This is a genomic window from Pseudoalteromonas sp. NFXS39, from assembly GCF_040148775.1.
GTDB lineage: Bacteria > Pseudomonadota > Gammaproteobacteria > Enterobacterales > Alteromonadaceae > Pseudoalteromonas > Pseudoalteromonas apostichopi.
This window is the reverse complement of record NZ_JAGDEC010000007.1, coordinates 236,364-257,172: the sequence shown is the minus strand read 5'-3', so window position 1 is coordinate 257,172 and position 20,809 is coordinate 236,364. Positions and strand designations below refer to the sequence as shown.

The 20,809-nt window shown below is 41.2% G+C and carries 15 protein-coding genes; 9 read left to right on the top strand and 6 right to left on the bottom strand.

Features of this window, described 5'->3' with window-relative positions; translation table 11 throughout:
* Nucleotides 1-16: 16 nt before the first annotated feature.
* Entirely contained in the window at nt 17-895 is an 879-nt protein-coding gene (locus J3455_RS14925; protein WP_130049886.1) for a TraB/GumN family protein, read from the bottom strand.
* Nucleotides 896-1,429: 534 nt separating this feature from the next.
* Here J3455_RS14925 and ilvG point away from each other — a divergent pair.
* The 7 genes from ilvG to can all read left to right on the top strand — a co-directional run bounded on the left by ilvG (nt 1,430) and on the right by can (nt 9,882).
* Complete coding sequence (gene ilvG, locus J3455_RS14920) at nt 1,430-3,079, top strand: acetolactate synthase 2 catalytic subunit (RefSeq protein ID WP_349561988.1); 1,650 nt, start codon at nt 1,430-1,432, stop codon at nt 3,077-3,079.
* Entirely contained in the window at nt 3,076-3,321 is a 246-nt protein-coding gene (ilvM, locus tag J3455_RS14915; protein WP_349561987.1) for an acetolactate synthase 2 small subunit, read from the top strand. The genes ilvG and ilvM overlap by 4 nt, the downstream gene beginning before the upstream one ends.
* A gap of 104 nt (nt 3,322-3,425) precedes the next feature.
* Complete coding sequence (gene ilvD / locus J3455_RS14910) at nt 3,426-5,282, top strand: dihydroxy-acid dehydratase (RefSeq protein ID WP_167658996.1); 1,857 nt, start codon at nt 3,426-3,428, stop codon at nt 5,280-5,282.
* Between the two features lie 2 nt (nt 5,283-5,284).
* Entirely contained in the window at nt 5,285-6,838 is a 1,554-nt protein-coding gene (ilvA, locus tag J3455_RS14905) for a threonine ammonia-lyase, biosynthetic (protein WP_297330453.1), read from the top strand.
* A gap of 129 nt (nt 6,839-6,967) precedes the next feature.
* Nucleotides 6,968-7,972, top strand: coding sequence for an ABC transporter substrate-binding protein (locus J3455_RS14900; protein WP_178927451.1), 1,005 nt, complete (start codon nt 6,968-6,970; stop codon nt 7,970-7,972).
* A gap of 50 nt (nt 7,973-8,022) precedes the next feature.
* Entirely contained in the window at nt 8,023-9,201 is a 1,179-nt protein-coding gene (locus J3455_RS14895) for a methyltransferase (protein ID WP_130049882.1), read from the top strand.
* Between the two features lie 18 nt (nt 9,202-9,219).
* A complete protein-coding gene (can, locus tag J3455_RS14890; protein WP_130049881.1) occupies nt 9,220-9,882 on the top strand; it encodes a carbonate dehydratase in 663 nt (220 codons plus the stop codon).
* A gap of 45 nt (nt 9,883-9,927) precedes the next feature.
* Here can and ubiK read toward each other — a convergent pair whose 3' ends face one another.
* The gene (gene ubiK, locus J3455_RS14885) at nt 9,928-10,191 is read right to left on the bottom strand and encodes a ubiquinone biosynthesis accessory factor UbiK (RefSeq protein WP_054561163.1); all 264 of its coding nucleotides are present in this window, start codon (nt 10,189-10,191) and stop codon (nt 9,928-9,930) included.
* A gap of 111 nt (nt 10,192-10,302) precedes the next feature.
* Here ubiK and rep point away from each other — a divergent pair, with 111 nt between their 5' ends.
* Nucleotides 10,303-12,315 (top strand): DNA helicase Rep, encoded by a 2,013-nt coding sequence (gene rep / locus J3455_RS14880; RefSeq protein ID WP_349561986.1) that lies wholly within the window; start codon nt 10,303-10,305, stop codon nt 12,313-12,315.
* On the opposite strand, the gene J3455_RS14875 is transcribed toward rep, so the two are convergent.
* The 3 genes from J3455_RS14875 to elbB all read right to left on the bottom strand — a co-directional run bounded on the left by J3455_RS14875 (nt 12,305) and on the right by elbB (nt 16,295).
* A complete protein-coding gene (locus J3455_RS14875) occupies nt 12,305-14,869 on the bottom strand; it encodes a bifunctional diguanylate cyclase/phosphodiesterase (protein ID WP_349561985.1) in 2,565 nt (854 codons plus the stop codon). The two genes, rep and J3455_RS14875, sit on opposite strands and share 11 nt — an antisense overlap.
* A gap of 201 nt (nt 14,870-15,070) precedes the next feature.
* On the bottom strand, nt 15,071-15,463 hold the full coding sequence (locus tag J3455_RS14870) for a c-type cytochrome (protein ID WP_130049878.1): 393 nt from the start codon (nt 15,461-15,463) through the stop codon (nt 15,071-15,073).
* 181 nt (nt 15,464-15,644) lie between these two features.
* Complete coding sequence (elbB, locus tag J3455_RS14865; RefSeq protein WP_130049877.1) at nt 15,645-16,295, bottom strand: isoprenoid biosynthesis glyoxalase ElbB; 651 nt, start codon at nt 16,293-16,295, stop codon at nt 15,645-15,647.
* A 511-nt stretch (nt 16,296-16,806) separates the two neighbouring features.
* On the opposite strand from elbB, the gene polA reads away from it, so the two are divergent.
* Complete coding sequence (polA, locus tag J3455_RS14860; protein WP_130049876.1) at nt 16,807-19,542, top strand: DNA polymerase I; 2,736 nt, start codon at nt 16,807-16,809, stop codon at nt 19,540-19,542.
* 253 nt (nt 19,543-19,795) lie between these two features.
* Here polA and J3455_RS14855 read toward each other — a convergent pair whose 3' ends face one another.
* Entirely contained in the window at nt 19,796-20,716 is a 921-nt protein-coding gene (locus J3455_RS14855) for a lipase family alpha/beta hydrolase (protein WP_349561984.1), read from the bottom strand.
* Nucleotides 20,717-20,809: the final 93 nt, after the last annotated feature.

Sequence of the window (20,809 nt, the reverse complement as noted above, 5' to 3'; positions counted from 1 at the left end):
ATTCGGATTACTTAACTTAGATACGGGTAATGGTAAAACCTTTATCTGTTAGTTGTTTTAACAATCCGTGTTGCTCAGGTAGGTGTAAAGCCCCGACAGCAATAAACAGCTTTTCTTTACCGATGCGAGCAGATAGTTGATTAACCCAATTGTTGTTACGGTCTATCAACATAACTTGCTCACTTAGCTGACCATATTGAGAGTCATCAAAACTTTCGTTGTAAAACTGCGTAAGTGTTTTCATATCGCCAGATTTCCAAGCCTTAATAAGACCAAAAAAGTAGGTATCTACATCAGCAAGTTGGTCGAATGTTTCTTCGATCATTTTGTCATTCATAATTGCTAAGTGTTCAAACATTTCCATTTGGTGTTCTAGGGTTTCTAGCTCACCAACTGATATGTCATGCTGTTTAGCATAAGCAAGTACTTGCTTGTCGATGCCGTACTGATCTGAAAAACCAACACTTTGGAACTCCATTTGCATCATGGTGACCATTACCGCCCACGGTGCTAGGTTTTTAAACATCGCAATATCAATTGATTTATCAGCAAAGTATTTTTGTAATTTAGTGTAGTTTTCTGGCGATAACTCTGACTGTAAGGTTTTACCATTTTTCAGCATCATAAATGGCAATGACCGGCGCTGCATTTCCATGGGGGAAATCACGCTGATATCGACTTCAACGATGACTTTATCTGAGTTATCGAGTGCTTTAGTTACCTTGCTTGGTAATCCTTTCATGCTTTTATCACCAACATGGACAGTACCAAATAAATAAGAAGTAACTCCGTTTTTCTCTACTTTCCATAATCCCGGCTCTGCGAGTACATGTTGGCTGAAACCAAGCAGTAGCAGCATAAAAAACAGGGCATTTATACGCTGGACGAACTTCATAACTTTCCTTTTCATAACGTGGTTATTTTCAATACTAAACTAATTTTTCAGAGGCGTTAAAATAAATCAGCTTAAAGCAAAGAAAATTGCATGTTTTTGATAAAAATTAATCAATCATAGAATAGTGAATAACGAGGTATGAAATTTCGATAAATAAAAAATAGTGAAATATAAATCTCGATATTTTCATTTGTTGGATATTTATTTCTTTAATTTTGCTTTTTAGACTGTTTTTTGAATTGATTTTTATGTTGACTTACAGGCCCTAGCGCGGTACTAATAGAAAAAGGCAGCGGGATGGCTAGATATCCGCTACAAATGAACAAATTTTGGTTACAGATAAATGCTTACAAACAAACTTTCTCTAATTCTAATTAACGTCGTGGTGATTATTATCACCGCGGGGGCTAGTTAGTGCTTAAAGAAAAGTAAAGCATTTAAAAGCCCCCCGCACTTAACAGTTCGGGGGGCTTTTTCGTTTTAAGGTTTGAGTCGCAGCAAATACACAATGTCACTGAGGAATGAGGATTTACGATGACAGGCGCAGAGTTAACAATCGATTTATTAGCTAAACATGGCGTTAAGGATGTTTTTGGTTACCCGGGTGGTGCCATTATGCCTATTTACGACGCTTTGTACGGTGCGCCAGTCAAACATTATTTGACCCGTCATGAACAAGGGGCAGGCTTTGCCGCTGTGGGTTTTGCGCGAAGCACAGGTAAGTTAGGCGTGTGTTTTGCTACTTCCGGCCCTGGGGCGACCAACTTAATCACAGCCCTTGCCGATGCGATGATGGATTCAGTGCCATTACTTGCTATCACAGGTCAAGTACCAACCGCAGCGATAGGCTCCGACGCCTTTCAGGAAGTGGATGTGTTAGGCATGTCGTTATCTTGCACCAAGCATAGTTACATGGTTGAAAGAGCTGAAGATTTAGCCGAAATATTACAAGAAGCCATCCACTTAGCGCAAAGCGGCCGTCCTGGTCCTGTGTTAGTGGATATTCCGAAAGACATCCAAATGGCGCAAGTACCATTTCATCCTTGGTTAGCTGCCGAAGATCACTTACCAAAATTAGACTCAAACCAAGTTGCTATTGCCAATCAAATCTTAAGTGAAGCGCAGCGCCCTGTAGCGTATATCGGTGGTGGTGTACAAGCTGCCAGTGCACAAGATGAATTAATGCAGTTTTTAGAAAAAACACATATGCCTGCAGTATCAACGTTAAAAGCGTTAGGTAGTGTATTACCTGATTATGAATATGACCTAGGAATGCTAGGTATGCATGGTGGTAAAGCGGCTAACTTAGCGGTGCAAGAGTGTGATGTTTTGGTCTGTATTGGTGCCCGCTTTGACGACCGTGTCACTGGAAACTTAAGCAAGTTTGCGGCAAAAGCAAAGGTTATTCACCTTGATATTGATGCCGCAGAGATTGGTAAACGTAAGCCTGTAAAAGCGTCATTAGTGGCAGACTTAAAAACTTCATTACCGCAACTAGAGTGTTTTGTAACTCCAGATGAGTGGCTAACGCACATTGCAAGCATGATGAAAGAGCATGCATGGCGCTATGACTACCCGGGTGAAAAAGTATTCGCGCCTTATTTATTGAACCAGCTAAGCCAAAAAATGCCATCAACTGGTGTGGTGTGTTGTGATGTGGGTCAGCATCAAATGTGGGTTGCGCAGCACATGAAATTTAGTCACCCAAGCAATCATTTAAGTAGTGGTGGAGCGGGTACCATGGGCTTTGGTCTACCAGCAGCCATCGGTGTACAAGTTGCTCGCCCAAATGATTTTGTGATCACAGTGTCGGGTGATGGTTCAATCATGATGAACATTCAAGAACTGGCAACGATTCGTCGTAACAATCTGCCAGTTAAAATTTTAATATTAGATAACCAACGTTTAGGCATGGTACGTCAATGGCAGCAGCTATTTTTTGAAGGTCGTTATTCTGAAACAAACCTTTCAGATAATCCTGATTTTGTGCAGTTAGCAGCAGTGTTTGGTATTCCAGGTCAAACTATCACTAAAGCAGATGAAGTTGATGCTGCGGTTGATGCGTTAGTAACTAGTAAAGGTCCATACATTCTCCATGCCTGTATCGATGATAAAGAAAATGTATGGCCGCTTGTACCGCCTGGTGCAGCCAACGATGAAATGATGACGGAGACAGTAAAATGAAACACACCCTAACGATTGCACTAAAGAATCAAAGTGTCGCTGTAGAGCGCTTTTTACGCGTTGCGCGTCATCGCGGCTTTGACCTAACAACAATGAATTTAGAAATGGCTGATGAAGCGTTTCACGTCACCATGACAGTAGACAGCGATAAGCCGATTTATCTACTAACATCACAGTTGGGTAAATTGGTCGATGTAAAACACGTCAATGTTGAAAACCAATTTCAACAACAAGCAATCTAGTAATAAATCAACAGGTAACTAGAGCAATCAAACTGATGCTTTAGTGAGTAATAAATTAGGAATGAGGAAGTCAGTGGCATGCCACTGCAAAAACTGAGGTAATTATGGCTAAATTAAGAAGTGCAACAACAACAGAGGGTCGAAAACGTGCAGGAGCGCGTGCTTTATGGCGTGCAACAGGAATGACAGATAAAGATTTCGGTAAGCCTATTATCGCTGTTGTAAACTCGTACACTCAGTTTGTACCGGGTCATGTTCACCTTAACCAGCTCAGTGAGCTGATGGCCGAAACCATTACCGAAGCGGGTGGTGTACCAAAAGAATTTAATACTATTGCAATCGATGATGGTATCGCGATGGGTCACGGCGGAATGCTGTATTCACTCCCATCGCGTGATTTAATTGCTGACTCAGTTGAGTACATGGTAAATGCCCACTGCGCTGATGCCATGATCTGTATTTCTAACTGCGACAAGATCACTCCTGGAATGATGCTGGCAGCACTTCGTTTAAACATTCCTGTCATTTTTGTATCAGGTGGTCCAATGGAGGCGGGTAAAACACGCCTTGCTGATATCGACATCAAACTTGATTTAGTTGATGCCATGGTTAAGGGTGCTGATACTTCAGTAAGCGATGAAGACTCTGAAAAAGTTGAGCGCTCGGCATGCCCTACCTGTGGTTCATGTTCGGGTATGTTTACTGCTAACTCAATGAACTGTTTATTAGAAGCGATTGGTCTGGCACTACCGGGTAACGGTACTACACTTGCGACCCACAAAGACCGTAAACAACTGTATGTTGAAGCAGGTGCACGCATTGTTGATTTATGTCGTGAGTATTATCAAAAAGATAATGCAGCAGTGTTACCACGCGCTATTGCCAATCGTACCGCTTTCATGAATGCAATGGTGGTTGATATTGCTATGGGTGGATCATCAAATACGGTTTTACACTTACTAGCAGCAGCGCAAGAAGCGGGTGTTGATTTTGATATGTCGCATATCGATGAGCTTTCTCGCAAAACACCATTCTTATGTAAAGTGGCACCAGCGACAAACAAATACCATATTGAAGATGTACATCGCGCTGGTGGCATGATGGCTATTATCCGTGAGTTAGGTAAAGCAGGCCTTGTCGATTTATCTGTTGATCATGTGGCGGGTCATACAATGGCTGAAATGGTAACTAAATGGGATGCGACTGATCCAAGTAATGAAGTAGCGCAAAAATTTTATAAAGCAGGCCCTGCTGGTATCCGCACAACAAAAGCAATGAGCCAAGAATGCCGCTGGCCTGAACTGGATAATGACCGTGAAAATGGTTGTATCCGCAGCGTTGAAAATGCGTTTCGTCAAGATGGTGGCTTAGCGGTGCTATCGGGTAACTTAGCCCTTGATGGCTGTATTGTTAAAAGTGCTGGTGTGGTTGAAGAAATGCTGCATTTTGAAGGCCCAGCAGTCGTTTACGAATCACAGGATGACTCGGTTGAAGGCATTCTTAACGGTGAAGTAAAAGCGGGTGATGTTGTTGTGATTCGCTACGAAGGGCCAAAAGGCGGCCCAGGCATGCAAGAAATGCTGTACCCAACCAGTTATTTAAAATCAGTTGGCTTAGGTGAAAAGTGTGCGCTGATCACTGATGGTCGTTTCTCAGGTGGTACATCGGGTTTATCAATTGGTCACGTTTCCCCAGAAGCGGCAAGCGGTGGTGCAATTGCCTATGTTGAAAATGGCGATAAGATAGTAATTGATATCGCAACTCGCGAAATCACATTAGCTGTTTCTGATGAAGAGCTTGAAGCTCGTAAGCAAAAGCAACTTGCACGCGGGAAAGATGCTTACAAACCTCTAGATCGTGACCGTTATGTTTCATCTGCACTTAAAGCCTATGCCTTACTAGCCACCAGTGCAGACAAAGGAGCTGTGCGTGATTTAGCTAAACTTGAGGAGCTTAGTTAATTATGGTTTCTCAAGAGCTCGATTATTTTCGCGCTATCATTCAAGCGAACATGGAGCCGCTTGCAAAAGTCACTGAGGTTAGCGAAATGGCTGATCTTAGTGCTCGGCTAGGCAATCATGTGTGGTTAAAGCGTGAAGACCAACAACCTGTTTATTCATTTAAACTACGCGGTGCATTTCATAAATTGAGCAAATTGCCAAAAGGTTCTGATGTGATTACAGCATCGGCTGGTAATCATGCGCAAGGCGTAGCTCTAAGTGCTTCATTTTTAGGGCATAAAGCAACTATTGTTATGCCTGTTACAACACCAGAAATTAAAGTGAATGCAGTGCGTTCTTTAGGTGGTGAAGTGGTATTACACGGCCATCATTTTGATGCTGCAAAGGCTCATGCTCTAGAGCTCACAGAGCAGCGCAATGGGGTGTTTGTACCACCGTTTGATGATGCAGATGTGATTGTTGGTCAAGGTACCGTTGCTCGTGAATTAATGCAGCAACTCAATGATCTTGATGCAGTCTTTATTCCTGTAGGCGGAGGTGGTTTACTTGCAGGCATGGCAGTGTACATTAAGTCGTTACGTCCTGATATTAAAGTCATCGGTGTTGAAGCCGATGAGAGTGCCTGCTTAAAAGCAGCCCTTGAAGCAGGTAAGCCGGTTGAGCTTGACCGTGTTGGTAGCTTTGCAGATGGTGTAGCAGTCAAAGTCATCGGCACAGAAACGTTTCGTTTAGCACAAAAGTTTTGTGATGAAGTGGTGACTGTAACGGGCGATGAAATCTGCGCAGCAATGCAAGATATCTTTGTTTCGACTCGCGCTATAGCTGAACCTTCAGGGGCATTATCAACAGCTGGCTTGAAAAAATGGTGTCAACAAAATGGAATGAAAGGTTTAAATGTAGCCGCGATTTTATCGGGTGCAAATTTAAACTTCGACCGCTTACGTTATGTTGCTGAACGAACAGCTCTTGGCGAAAAGAACGAAGCATTGCTTGCCGTGACTATCAAAGAAGAGAAGGGCAGCTTTAAGCAGTTTTGTAACTCGTTAGGTGGCAGAGCTATCACCGAATTTAATTATCGCTATGCAGGCCCTGGCGAAGCACAAATCTTTGTAGGTATTGCTTTAAGACAAGGCCAACAAGAGCTTGATGAGCTAAAAGCGACACTGACAGAAAACGGCTATACGTTTTGTGACCTATCAGATAACGAGCTGGCTAAATTGCATATTCGTTATATGGTTGGTGGTAAAGCGCCAGCTCAACTTCATGAGCGTTTATTACGCTTTGAGTTTCCTGAATACCCAGGCGCACTGGCACGATTCTTAGATACCCTTGGTAGTAACTGGAATATTACTTTATTCCATTACCGCAACCATGGTGGATCGATTGGTAATGTGCTGGCGGCCTTTGCTATTGAACCGAGTGATTATGAGGTATTCAATGAGCATTTGAACCGTTTGGGATACAACGTTCAAGATGAAACGAACAACCCATGTTTCACCCAGTTCTTAACTAGCCAAGGTCAAGAACTTAGTGAAGTTAAAGCGGCAAATCAGTAGCTTAATATAATCAAGACTGTTCACTAGCAGTCTTGATTTTTCCTCTATTTTTCCTATAGTTAATGCACGGTTCTAGAGCAAGGATGATGCGTGCAAGGTATAAAAAGCCTACTAGGGTTAATCTGTTTAATGCTCTCTATGAGCGCACTGTGCGCTGATAAAGTTAGCTTACAATTAAAATGGACTCACCAGTATCAATTTGCAGGCTATTATATGGCTGCAGAAAAAGGCTTTTATAAGGAAGCGGGCCTTGATGTCTCTATTATACCTGCCGATCCAAACCACCCAGATACCTTCCCTAAAGTGTTAAGCGGCAAAGCTGACTTTGCTATTACTCACTCAGGCATATTACAAAAGCGCCAGCAAGGCGCACCGGTTGTTGCCCTTGGGGCAATATTGCAGTTTTCGCCTTATTGCTGGATGGTAAAAAATAACTCAGATATTTTTCAGCCTAGAGACTTTGCTGGTAAAAAGCTAAGTAAAATCGGTTCAATAGAAAATGCTGAGTTACTGGTGATGTTACAGCGTGCAGGATTGAGCCTAGAAAGCTTGATGGCAGCTAGCCATGAAGGAGGCGTTAAAGAGTGGCTTGCCGGTGATATAGATGCGGTACAAGTTTATGTCACTAATGAGCCTTACACGATGACATTGCAAGGAGTAGGTCACCGACTCATTTGCCCGCAAAAGTTTGGTTTGAATGTGTATGGCGATATTTTATATACCTCTGAGCAATTTTTAGCGAAAAAGCCAGAGGTTGTTGAGCGCTTTTATCGTGCCAGCTTAAAAGGTTGGCGTTATGCCTTATTACACTTAGAAGAAAGCATCGATGTAACCAAGCAGCACTATGCTACCCAGAAAAGCGTACAAGAGCTGGCCTATGAAGCGCATGTTTTAAAAAGCTACATCCAACCTCCAGGAATTAATCTAGGTAATATGTCGATGGCAAAGTGGCGCTTGATTGCAGATTTATATGGCTTAGATCAGGATGAGTTTGATCAGGCTTTTGAAGGCTTTATGTATGATCAACAGCAAACAGAAGGGTTTGAGCTATCTTGGATGCTGATCCTTGCAATCATTTTAAGTATTGCATGTGTGCCATTGTACATTCGCTTGATCAGCAGTAACCGACGTTAAATAAGATAAAAACTGTTATACTGCTTTTTATTTCTTGTCGCTAAGTAGTTATGACACTTGCCGAGCACTTTGCTGCCTTAGATGCACTGCTATTTTCAACCCGCCAATACTGGCAATGTACCGCATTTGATTTTGATGATCTTCCTTGGCCTGAATTAGCCCACTTATTATGGGCGCTGGATGACCAACAAGTGAGTGAACTAGATGCCGATCAGCAAGCTTTATATCGTTATTTTGCTGATGAAATTGAAAACATTGAACAGCTGGCTGAGTTGTGTGAGTTACCTGCTATCAATTTGGCTCGTAATGAGTTTCCGTTTTGGATAAGTAATGGCATTAAAGGCCGTAAATTTGAGCAATTACAAGACTTTGTTGCAGCTGTTAGTCAGCAGTCATTTAACCAGCCCGTTTTAGAATGGTGCGCAGGTAAGGGGCATTTAGGTCGTATGTTGGCATTTAATGGAGCGCCAAGTGTACATAGCATTGAGCTACAACAACACTTGTGTGATCAAGGTCAGCACAGTGCTAAGCAACAGCAATTGGCAATGCAATTTTCACAAGCTGATGTATTAACCGACGACACCGATGGTTTTTTTGAGCGCCAGCAGCATGCAGTTGCTTTACATGCCTGTGGTCGTTTGCATCAAACATTTATGCAGCAAGCGAGCAAAGCGAAAACCCAGCAAATCAGCTTTTCACCATGTTGTTATCATTTATTCACAGATAACGCCTATCAAGCAATGAGCGAGCCTGCAAAACAAAGCCAGCTTGCGCTTACTCATCGCGATTTAAAACTAGCGCTGCAAGAAACTGTGACCGCACCAAGCCGAGTTGATAAGGTAAGAAAAACAGAAGTTGAATGGCGACTTGGATTTGATGCATTACGTAAATCACTCACTGGTGAAATGCACTATGTAAGTGTGCCATCAGTGAACAAAGCTATTTTTTCTGATTCTTTTGGTTCATTTTGTTTATGGGCTGCTGAGAAAAAATCATTATCACTGCCTGAAGGTATTGATTACAATAAGTTTTTAACTATAGGTAAAAAACGCAAAAGGGTTACTGAGCGAGTTGAACTCGTCCGACATGTATTCAGAAGGGCAATTGAAGTTTGGCTCGTGCTCGATCGTGCTTTATATTTGCAACAACAAGGTTATCAAGTAACAGTTAGTACGTTTTGTGAAAAGCAGCTGACACCAAGGAATATCTTGATCCAAGCTAATTATTAAATACCGTAAAGAGGCGCAATGAGAAAGTTAAAAAATTTATTCGAAAATAATAGACGTTGGGCTGCGCGTACGAGTGAAAGTGATCCTGAGTTTTTTAAAATTCTATCAATGCAGCAAAATCCAGAGTACCTGTGGATCGGTTGTTCTGATTCACGTGTACCTGCAAATGAAATAGTAGACTTGCTACCTGGAGAGTTATTTGTTCATCGAAACGTAGCAAATGTCGTTGTTCATACTGATCATAACTGTCTTTCGGTGATGCAATATGCCGTTGAAGTACTTAAAGTGAAGCACATAATGGTCGTTGGCCACTATGGTTGTGGTGGTGTACAGGCGGTATTGAACGGAGCGAGTTTTGGTTTAATTGATAACTGGCTTCGTCATGTAGGTGATGTAAAAGAAAAACACATTGAACAACTCAACTCATTACCAGAACAAGAGCGTTTAAATAGCCTGATAGAACTCAACGTTATTGAACAAGTACGTAATGTTTGCCGTACTAATATCGTCCAAGATGCCTGGGCAAAAGGTCAAGATTTAACAATCCATGGTTGGGTTTATGGTTTAGCCAATGGCCACCTTAATGATTTAGAGTCGGTAGTAACTTGTGCTGAAGAAGCCAGTGATACATACGGAATTGCGGTTAAGCGTGTTTTCGAACGCGTTGCCGAAAAAAGTTAATACCGAATATGGTAGAAAAAAGGAGAGCTAATTAGCTCTCCTTTTTTATTGTTCGTCTTGTTTGCTAGCAAGTTGCTGCTCAAGTAAAGCAACTTTCTCTTCAAGCTCAGTGAGTTTCTCACGAGTACGAATAAGTACTTGGCTTTGAATATCAAACTCATCACGGCTTACAAAGTCCATCTCAGCAAGTTTGTTTTGAATAGCTTGCTTAGTCTTGCCTTCGACTGTTTCGGCAAGGTTTTTCACGCCTTGTGGCATGTTATCAGTGATTTGCTTAGCGATTTCTTCAAGTTTTGCTGGGTTAATCATCTTCGTCCCTTGAGTCACGTAAAAAAACAATCTTACCTTATTGGCTAGGCGTAGTGTAGTGATTACGGTAAAATTGCCTGTCCTATCTTTGGATAATTTCTTTAGGGGCTTATGAAACTCAACCCAAAACAAGATGAAGCGGTAAAATATATCAGTGGACCGTGTCTGGTATTAGCCGGTGCGGGTTCAGGTAAAACGCGTGTTATTACTAATAAAATTGCTTACTTGGTGCAAAAGTGTGAGTACCAAGCACGTAATATTGCCGCAGTTACATTTACCAATAAAGCTGCAAAAGAAATGCGTGAGCGTGTAACGCAAACACTGGGCAAGCAAGAGTCGAAAGGCTTATGGGTTTCAACGTTTCATACGCTTGGGCTTGAGATTATCAAAAAAGAGTTAACTACTTTAGGTTTTAAACCTGGTTTTTCGTTGTTTGATGACCAAGATACCAACCAGTTAATAGCTGAGCTGACCGAAGAAGAGCTTAAAAAGGACAAAGATTTACTTAACCTGCTGAAGATGCAAATAGGTAGTTGGAAGAACGAATTGATTCTACCTGAGCGTGCTGTTCGCGAAGCCCGTGAGCCGCAAAAAGCGTTATTTGCTCAATTATATGCTCGTTATCAAAATCAACTGCGCGCCTATAATGCCCTTGATTTTGATGATCTGATCATGATCCCAACTTTATTGCTTAGTCAAAATGTCACGGCACGTGAGCGCTGGCAACAGCGTTTTCGTTACTTGCTGGTGGATGAGTATCAAGATACGAATACTAGTCAGTATCAGCTAGTTAAGCTATTAGTGGGTGAACGAGCCCGGTTTACCGTGGTAGGCGATGATGATCAATCTATCTACTCATGGCGTGGTGCAAAGCCACAAAATCTGGTGCTATTGAGTAAAGATTTTCCGGGCTTACGTTTAATTAAGCTAGAACAAAACTACCGAAGTGCTGGACGAATTCTTAAAGCTGCAAATATTCTGATTGCTAATAACCCGCATGAGTTTGATAAAAAGCTATTCAGTGAACTTGGTTATGGTGAGCCCATTAAAGTAATTGGTTGCCGAGATGAAGAGCATGAATCTGAGCGAGTGGTTGCAGAGATCATTTCTCATAAATTCATGAAGCGCACTAGTTATAAAGATTATGCGATTTTATACCGTGGTAACCACCAAGCGCGAGTGTTTGAAAAAGCACTCATGAGTAACCGTATTCCTTATAAAATCAGCGGCGGTATGTCGTTTTTCTCTCGCTCAGAAATCAAAGATATCATGGCGTACTTGCGCTTATTGGTGAATCAAGACGACGACAACGCATTTTTACGTATTGTTAATACGCCACGTCGTGAGATTGGTACTGTCACACTGGAAAAGCTAGGTACCCTTGCTAATGAAAAGCATATCAGCTTATTTGCTGCATGCTTTGAGCCTGAGCTTGCGCACCGATTAAAAGGGCGTGGCTTTAATGCCTTAGCTGGCTTTGCCCGTTGGGTAGTTGAGCTATCTGATAATGCAGTTCGGGGTGATACCCTTGAAGCAGTAAAAGAACTAGTTAGGCAAATTAATTACGAAGCTTATCTGTATGAGTCATCACCGAGTGCAAAAGCTGCTGAAATGCGCATGAAAAACGTCTCAGAGCTATATCGTTGGATCACCGATATGCTGACAGGTGATGCAGATAACCCACCGCTGAACCTTGCTGAGGTGGTTAGTAAACTGACCTTGCGCGATATGCTTGAGCGTAACGAAGAAGAGGACGAATCTGATGCCGTGCAATTACTAACATTACATGCTTCAAAAGGCTTAGAGTATCCGTATGTGTTCATGGTTGGCATGGAAGAGGGCTTATTACCGCACCAAGTAAGTATTGATGAAGATAACGTTGAAGAAGAGCGTCGTCTTGCCTATGTAGGAATTACACGCGCCCAGCAAGAGCTAGTAATGACCTATGCTAAAATACGTCGTCAGTTTGGTGAAACCTCAGACACAGAGCTAAGTCGCTTTGTGCAGGAGTTACCACAAGATGACTTAGCCTTTGAAGCGAAGAAGCCACCTTCCTCACAAGCTGAGCGTATGGAGAAAGGCCAGGCACGAGTGGCTAATCTAAGAGCGATGCTTAAGAAGTAATGAATTGTGCGCTAGGTGCTTCGTGCTCGAAGGGAGCCAGCGCATGCTGTTTACCAATAAACAACGATAATCCGTGCTTATCTAGCAAAGTGCGGTAGTTAAAAATCGACGGACCTTTAGCTATTACTTGAATATTTTGCAACTTAGTAATAGCTAAAACACCTTGTAGTTGCAAATGATAATTCTCTTGCTGTAGAACACGCTTACTGAATGTTGAACTCAACAATAAGTAATCGAACTGGAACTCAGTTAATAAGTTTAACTCACAGCGATCTTTAGCAAATTCATTTAAACCAATCGAAAACCCTTGTGCGACCAAGCTTTTTAAGTTTTCAATTTGTATCGCTGAAGCGTAACGAATTTCTTGTTCGTTGAACAATAAACACATTCTATTTGAATCGTGTGCGTTTAATAACTTACACAGTGCCTGAAAGTTAATACGCTCTAAAACTAATCCAGAACAAGAAAACAGTACTTTTTCGAGTTGGCTGTTACTTGCTAGGGAAAAGGCTTGTTTTAGTAGATTAAGCTCAACTTCGAAGTGCTGAACACGATCGGTCGCAAATTTTTTGAGGACTTCAAAGCTAGTGCTGCCAAGCACAGGGTGCTCACCAAATGCTTCTAGTAAAGACTCAGCGTGAGTTTTTTCATCCAAGGTAATGATTTCTGCACATCTAAAGTGCATAGGCAAATCATCTAGGTGATGCATATTCTCTACATCATGCTGTACATTACTGGCATTAAGCAGTGGATGAAAACACTCAAAGCGATTTCGGCCTGCATTTTTGGCGTAATACATCGCGGCATCCGCATCGCGAATAATTTCATCAGTGTGTTTGTAGCTTGGTTTTGAGTAGGTGATACCAATACTGGCACCACTTTGAATACATTGACCTTTCATACAGAAAGGTTTTTTCATAATTTCGATGATACGTTTTGCAACATCTTGGGCTTGCTGTTGTTCAGTTAAGTGAGTTAGCAATACCACAAATTCATCACCACCTAAGCGTGCGAGTAGATCATGCTCACGAATACAATGCGAGAAAGACTCTGCAACACCAATTAAAAATTGGTCACCTGCCTGATGACCAAGGTGATCGTTTATATCTTTAAATTTATCAAGGTCAATAAATAGCACCGCAAATTGCTGCTCTGGGTAGCGCTGGTAATGCTGCAATGTTTTTTCAAGCTGAGTTAAGAACAAACTGCGATTAGGTAAACTAGTTAATGAGTCGTGGTGTGCATCGTGATACAACTGTTGTTCTATTTTTTTTCGCTCTTCAATTTGCATTTGCAGGTGCATATTAGCTTGGCGAAGCTCTTTAGTTTTTTCAGTGACTCGATGTTCCAATTTTTGGTGACTGAGCTTTAACTCTTGGTTGGCTAGATGAGTTTGGATAACGTTAGCAATTTGATGTGATACAAATGTAATTAGCTCACAATCATCCTGACTAAACTCATGTTTATTATTATAAGCTTGGCAAACAATGAGACCTATAACACCTTGCGAAGTTTTGAGCGGAGCGCCTAACCAACTAGTCGCTGTGCGCTCTGATGGAACATTAACAGGCCTCTCTACAACGCCAAGTTTGATGAGCTCTTTTGCTCTTTCACTGTCAATGACTTGGCACTTTTCAGTGCTGAGAACCAGTTCACTGTAGCCTTTAGCAAATGGTCGTGGTTTGCCATTATCGTTAAACTCATCGACGCAATAAGGAAAACTCAACCAATGAGATTGTTGGTCATACAATGCGATGTATAAGTTATCTGCATAGGTAATATTTTTGATAATGCTATGAACATGCTGATATACATCGTCAAGGTTTTTACTTTGCGTTGCCAGCTCTGATATTTTGAATAGCAGTTGTTGGCGTTCGAGAGCATTTTTGCGCTGTTGAATTTCGTCGTTAAGTGCTTGGTTACTTTGAGTTAATGCACGGGTTCGAATTTTAACTTCAGACTCTAGTAGTTCACGCTTTTTCACTCGTTCAATTGCTGTTGCTAAGTACAGTGACATAGCTTCTAGCAATTCAATTTGTTGCTCTGAATAGCATTGGTTTATGTCGTAGCTTTGCGTAACCATTACGCCAATAATGACTTTTTCACGGTAGACGGGTACGCCCACCCAGTGCTCTGCAGGTGTACCAAAACATTTAAGTAAGCCTTGTTCAACAGCTTGCTCAGTCTGTTGTTTGGTAAAGTAGCTGGTTTTACCTTGCTTGAATACGTAACCCGTTAAGCCTTCTTTGAAGTACTGCTCATACTTTAATGGTACAGAAAGACCATCTTTTTCATCAGCGAAATAAGACAACTCAAGAGTATCGTAAACCGGGTTATGCAATACAACGAAGAAGTTTTTACTCGGAATATAGTCTTGTAAAATATTATGAATAGCGGGATAGAGCAGGGTTAATTCGGCAACAGTACTTGCTTGCTCTGATAATTGTAAAAGAGCATTTTGCAAGTGATGTGATTGCTTATACTTTTGTAAAAGCGATTTTAAGCGAGCATTCTTACGGGCTAGCTTATCAATGTGTGTTGCTGAATCTTCCAATGATTTAGAACCAGATCTTATTGTTGTTTAAATTTCGTCCTATATAGTTCCACTTTTTTATTAGATCGTCAAGTAACAGATGTTAACAAAATGGTAATTTATTATGGGTCTGAATTGGCTACAGAGCTAGCTTAGCGCTTTAAAATAGACATAAAAAAAGGGCCTAATAAAATTAAGCCCTTAGTATTAGTTTTAAAACTATTACTTGCTAGTCATGAAATCGATAGCAGCGCTGATTTCATCTTCAGAACAATCCATACACGTACCTTTAGGAGGCATTGCGTTGAAACCGTTAAGCGCGTGATCTAAAAGTGTATCTTTACCTTTAGCGATACGAGGAGCCCAATCATCAGCTGATTTAGGAGCACCTAGTGCGCCAGTACCATGACAAGCAAAACAAGCTGCTTGGTAAACTTGCTCACCAGAACGAGGACCTGTAGGCTCAGCAGCGGCCGCAGCTTTATCACCTTCTAGATATACAGAACCAATTGGCGCTAGACGCTTTTTAATTGCATCTTCAGTCAAAGAGTTGTCATACGCTTGTGCATATGCCGTTGTTGCTAGCAGTAATAATGCAGCTGATAGTTTTTTCATTTTGCCTTGCTCACTTCGATTTGAACGTGATCAATCACGATATCTGACGGAAATTAGAACGATTATAACGCTAAGCCACAATTTATAAAATGATCTAAAAGGCTTTTTCTATAGAAAAACCTTCATTTTTTGCGTTAGCGCAAGAAAAGCCTGCATTAGATGCTGGCTATTTGCCCGATTATTAAGCGAGTTCTAATACTTTTTTTACTAATTTTTCGATACCTGCGTCAGCATCTAAAATGCTTTGTGCCAACATATAAGCAGGGGTTGTGACCACTTTATGCTGCTGATCAACAACGATCTCATTAACTGCACAGTTCTGATGTGCACCGCCAAGCTGCTCGATAGCTGCTGCTGTATCAGCGTCGTTACCAATGGTGGTTTTGACACCCTTGCCATATATAAGTGGAAGCATCGCAGGGGCAATGCAAATATACCCAGCCGCTTTATTGGCCTCGACAAAGGCTTTCGCAGTTGTAAGTACATCACTTTGAACTTGGGCATCTACGCCCTTGACTGCAAAATCTGATAAGTTTTTCGCGGCACCAAAACCACCTGGTACAATCAAAGCGTCGAATTCATTTACATTTAGCTCTGTAAGGGCTTTAATTTCACCACGTGCAATGCGAGCAGCTTCAACTAACACATTACGGTTAGGTGCCATTTCTTCACCTGTTAGGTGATTAATGGTATGCATTTGTTCAATATCAGGTGCGAAGCACTCATAGCTCGCGCCTGCTTTGGCTATATGTAATAAAGTTAATACTGACTCATTGATCTCTGCGCCGTCGTAAACGCCGCAACCTGCTAAAATAACTGCCACTTTTTTCATTTTTGAACTCTCCTTAATGCGATTAGCTTTAGTTTAACAAGGATACGAGTCAGCCGACAAAATAAAAAATTTTTGTAGCTCGATAACTCGCAAAGCGTTATGAATAGCTGTTTATGCCTTTTTATAAATTACTAACGAAAAAAAAAGTATAAAGGATCGCTATGATCTTTGATCCATTATGCTAGAATACTCCCCCGGTTATGAAAAGGGATGTTAATTCGGTATCGAATAAGCAAAAGGTTATCGCTACTAAAACCGTTTTCCACATCGGACTAAAATAATAAAAAAAGAACGTCGTAATATCTTTTTTAAATCAAAACATGAACTTACTAAAATTTCCTAAATGTTTTTTCATTTTGGGAGAATTAACTCTGTCTGTTATCTACAAAGTTATCCACAGCTTGCTCTTTAATAAACCTCTATTGGTTAATAATTCACAGTCGTTTTCTTGATGGCCTTATGGCATGCTTACAAACAATTTAATGTTATTCAATTAGGATCCAATTTCACCATGGCTCAGATCCCTGAAAATCCACTTATTCTTGTTGATGGTTCTTCTTATTTATTCCGTGCATATCATTCGCCACCACACCTTACTAACTCAAAAGGTGAAGCGACAGGCGCAATCTATGGCGTAGTTAATATGCTTAAGAGTTTGATCAAGCAATATGATCCATCACACATGGTGGTGGTATTTGATGCCAAAGGTAAAACCTTCAGAAATGACATGTATAGCGAATATAAAGCTAATCGCCCACCAATGCCGGATGACTTACGCACTCAGATCGCACCATTGCATAACATTATTAAAGCAATGGGTTTTCCGCTTATTAGTATTGAAGGTGTTGAGGCTGATGATGTCATTGGTACGTTTGCGCGTATTGCTTCAGAGCAGCAACGTCATGTACTGATCTCTACCGGCGATAAAGATATGGCGCAGCTTGTTAATGAGCATGTCACGCTTATTAATACGATGACTGATAGCATTTCAGATCCAGACACTGTGGTTGAGAAGTTTGGTGTTGGCCCTGAGCTGATCATTGATTATCTTGCCTTGATGGGCGACAAAGTAGATAACATTCCAGGTGTTGATGGCTGTGGTCCAAAAACAGCGGTGAAATGGCTGCAAAAATATGGATCATTGCAAGGTGTAATTGATCATGCTGGTGAAATTAAAGGCAAAATTGGTGAAAAGCTTGCTGCAGCACTTGATCATCTGCCACTTAGCTATGAATTAGCAACAATTAAGTGTGATGTTGACGTTGAGTCGGATCTAGAAAGCTTTAAGCTGCAAGAACCTAATCGTGACGAACTTATCGCACTCTATGGTGAGTGTGAGTTCCGCCGCTGGTTAGCTGAACTACTTGATAACCCTAAAGATGCTGACACTCATTTAGATGTACCAACAGAAGCTAACGAATTACCAAAAGTTGCTGATGCGCATTATGAAACAATTTTAACTGAAGAACAGCTTGATACCTTAGTGACGCAGTTAAATGATGCCGAACTTTTTGCTTTTGATACTGAAACAACCAGCCTCGATTATATGCAAGCGCAATTGGTCGGTATGAGCTTTGCGGTTAAAGCAGGAGAAGCAGCGTATTTACCGGTAGCACATGATTATCCAGATGCGCCAGATCAATTAAGTTTAGAAACTGTAATGGCAAAAATTGGCCCAATCTTAGCTGACGAAAACAAAGCGAAAGTTGGACAAAACTTAAAATACGATAAAAGTGTGTTAGCGAATGCTGGCTACGAGCTAAAAGGCATTAAGTATGACACTATGCTGGAGTCGTATGTATTTAATAGTGTAGGTAGCCGTCATGATATGGACTCACTGGCACTTAAATACTTAGGCCACAAAAATATTAGCTTCGAAGATATCGCTGGCAAAGGTAAAAAGCAGTTAACATTTAACCAAATTGAGCTTGAAAAAGCGGCACCGTATGCCGCTGAAGATGCAGATATAACACTTCGTCTTCACCAAGTTTTATGGCCAAAAATTGATGCAGATAATCAGCTAAAGTCGGTATTTGAAGACATAGAATTACCTCTCGTTTCTGTGCTTTCTGATATTGAACGTACAGGTGTTGCAATTGATAGCAACATGCTGGCAGCTCATAGCCAACGTTTGGGTGAACGCTTATTAGAACTTGAGCAAGAAGCCTATGATATTGCAGGTGAAAAATTTAACTTAGGCTCGCCTAAGCAGCTACAAGCGATTTTGTTTGAAAAGTTAGAGCTTCCTGTTATCAAGAAAACACCAAAGGGTGCACCTTCAACTGCAGAAGAAGTGCTGCAAGAATTAGCTCATGATTACCCATTACCTAAGGTGATTATTGAGCATCGTGGTTTGTCAAAACTGAAATCAACGTACACAGATAAACTACCGCTAATGGTTAATGAGCGCACTAAGCGAGTGCATACTTCGTATCATCAAGCAGTAACAGCAACAGGGCGTTTAAGCTCAACTGATCCTAACTTACAGAATATTCCAATTCGTTCAGAAGAGGGACGTCGTATTCGTGAAGCCTTTATTGCTGCTCCTAGCCATAAAATTGTGGCGGCCGACTACAGCCAAATTGAATTACGTATCATGGCGCATTTATCACAAGATAAAGGCCTACTCACTGCATTTGCAAATGGCTTAGATGTTCATAGTGCAACAGCAGCAGAAGTTTTCGGGGTAAGTCTTGAAGAGGTTACCAGCGATATGCGCCGTAAAGCAAAAGCGGTTAACTTTGGCTTAATTTATGGCATGTCGGCATTTGGTTTATCACGTCAATTAGATGTGCCACGCCATGAAGCACAACATTATATTGATAAATATTTTGAGCGTTTCCCAGGCGTACTTGAGTACATGGAAACAACTCGTGAAAAAGCAGCAGAGAAAGGTTATGTAGAGACGATTTTTGGTCGTCGCTTACATTTACCAGAAATCAATGCACGTAACGGTGCTCGTCGTAAAGCTGCAGAACGTGCTGCTATCAATGCACCCATGCAAGGTACGGCCGCAGATATTATCAAAAAAGCGATGCTTAAAGTTCATCAATGGGTGAATGCACAAGCTGAAGGTTCAGTGAAGCTTCTAATGCAAGTGCACGATGAATTAGTTTTTGAAATTAAAGAAGAGTGTGTTGATGAGTATAAAGCTGAAATTTGTAAGTTAATGTCAGAAGCTGCTACTCTCGATGTGCCATTGATTGTTGAAGCCGACAGTGGTGACAACTGGCAGCAAGCTCACTAATAGTCGTAATAAATGAGAGCTGTCAGCTATCAGCCGTCAGCTTTCAGACTAAAAGTTAGCGATTTGCTTGACCGTTATATCGCCTTTTATCTCGAATCTAGCTTCCAATGTAAGGGTCGCGGCATAAAGCCGCTGCTACAAGTCGGCGTGAAACTTGTTTCGCGCGTCTGACCGCTGAAAGCTGATCGCTTCTGTATATAGAGCATCGCTTCGTGCGACCCGATTTAGCCAAAAATAAATCATTACTCTTTAACTATAACCCCAACTCCCGCAATCTCTTTACGTGTTGGCGATAAAGCTCAATAGGGTCAACTTCACGAAAATTGTGTAAACCAATAAACTGATTAATCTCATCTAAGTGGTTCATTTCATAATTATCTTTAATTACCTGGCCTAAATGACTACTACAGCGTGATATAAGGCCATCATCTTTTCCTAAAATGAGTAATGAGCCAAGTAGCATGGGCAAATCAGTTAGATCCAGTATATTAGTGAGTGCTGCTGTACCACTCCACGAAAAATAGTACACACCATTTTCGGCAACTATCTGACCTTGCTCGCATTTATTTACCGGTAAGCCTTCAGGGTATTTTTGATTAAATGTGTTCGCACCCTGAGTACTTAAGCTATTTAATGCACCAAGTGTGTTTTGTGGTAATTCACTGTTACCTGATAGTAGTGAAATAACACCACCAAGCGCATCAAATATTAACTGGGCTGCATGTTGTGCTTGAGAGTTTGCTGGCAGTTTTTGATTAATAAGATCAATAATTTCACTACCATAATTTGCCCCTCCGATACTGGTTACGGAGGCAATAAGATCAGGTCTAGTTGATGCAACGTAGCGCACAGTTTGCGCTCCTTGACTGTGGCCAATCAAGTTTACTTTTTTGGCGCCAGTCAGTGCTAAAATTGTTTCGACTTGAGTGAGTAATTGTTCGCCTCGTATCTCAGAGCTATTTATAGCAGAGACCGCTGGTGTGAACACCAAGGTACCATCTTGGTTGAGACTGGTTGCAACATTATAAAAATAATCGAGGCCGAGTAAATTATCAAAACCCATTAGCCCGTGAACTAAAACAACAGGATATTGTGTCGTTGTTTTTTTTGCATGACAGCAAGGATTCATGAAAAAAAGTAAGGTAACAAATAAAAATAGGGGGATTTTCTTCATACCTTTTACTCTTCTACTGCAATTTTTATCACTAACAAGCCTTAAAAAAGTCTGATTTTAGCGTGCTTTAAATTCACTTTACCCTAAATTACG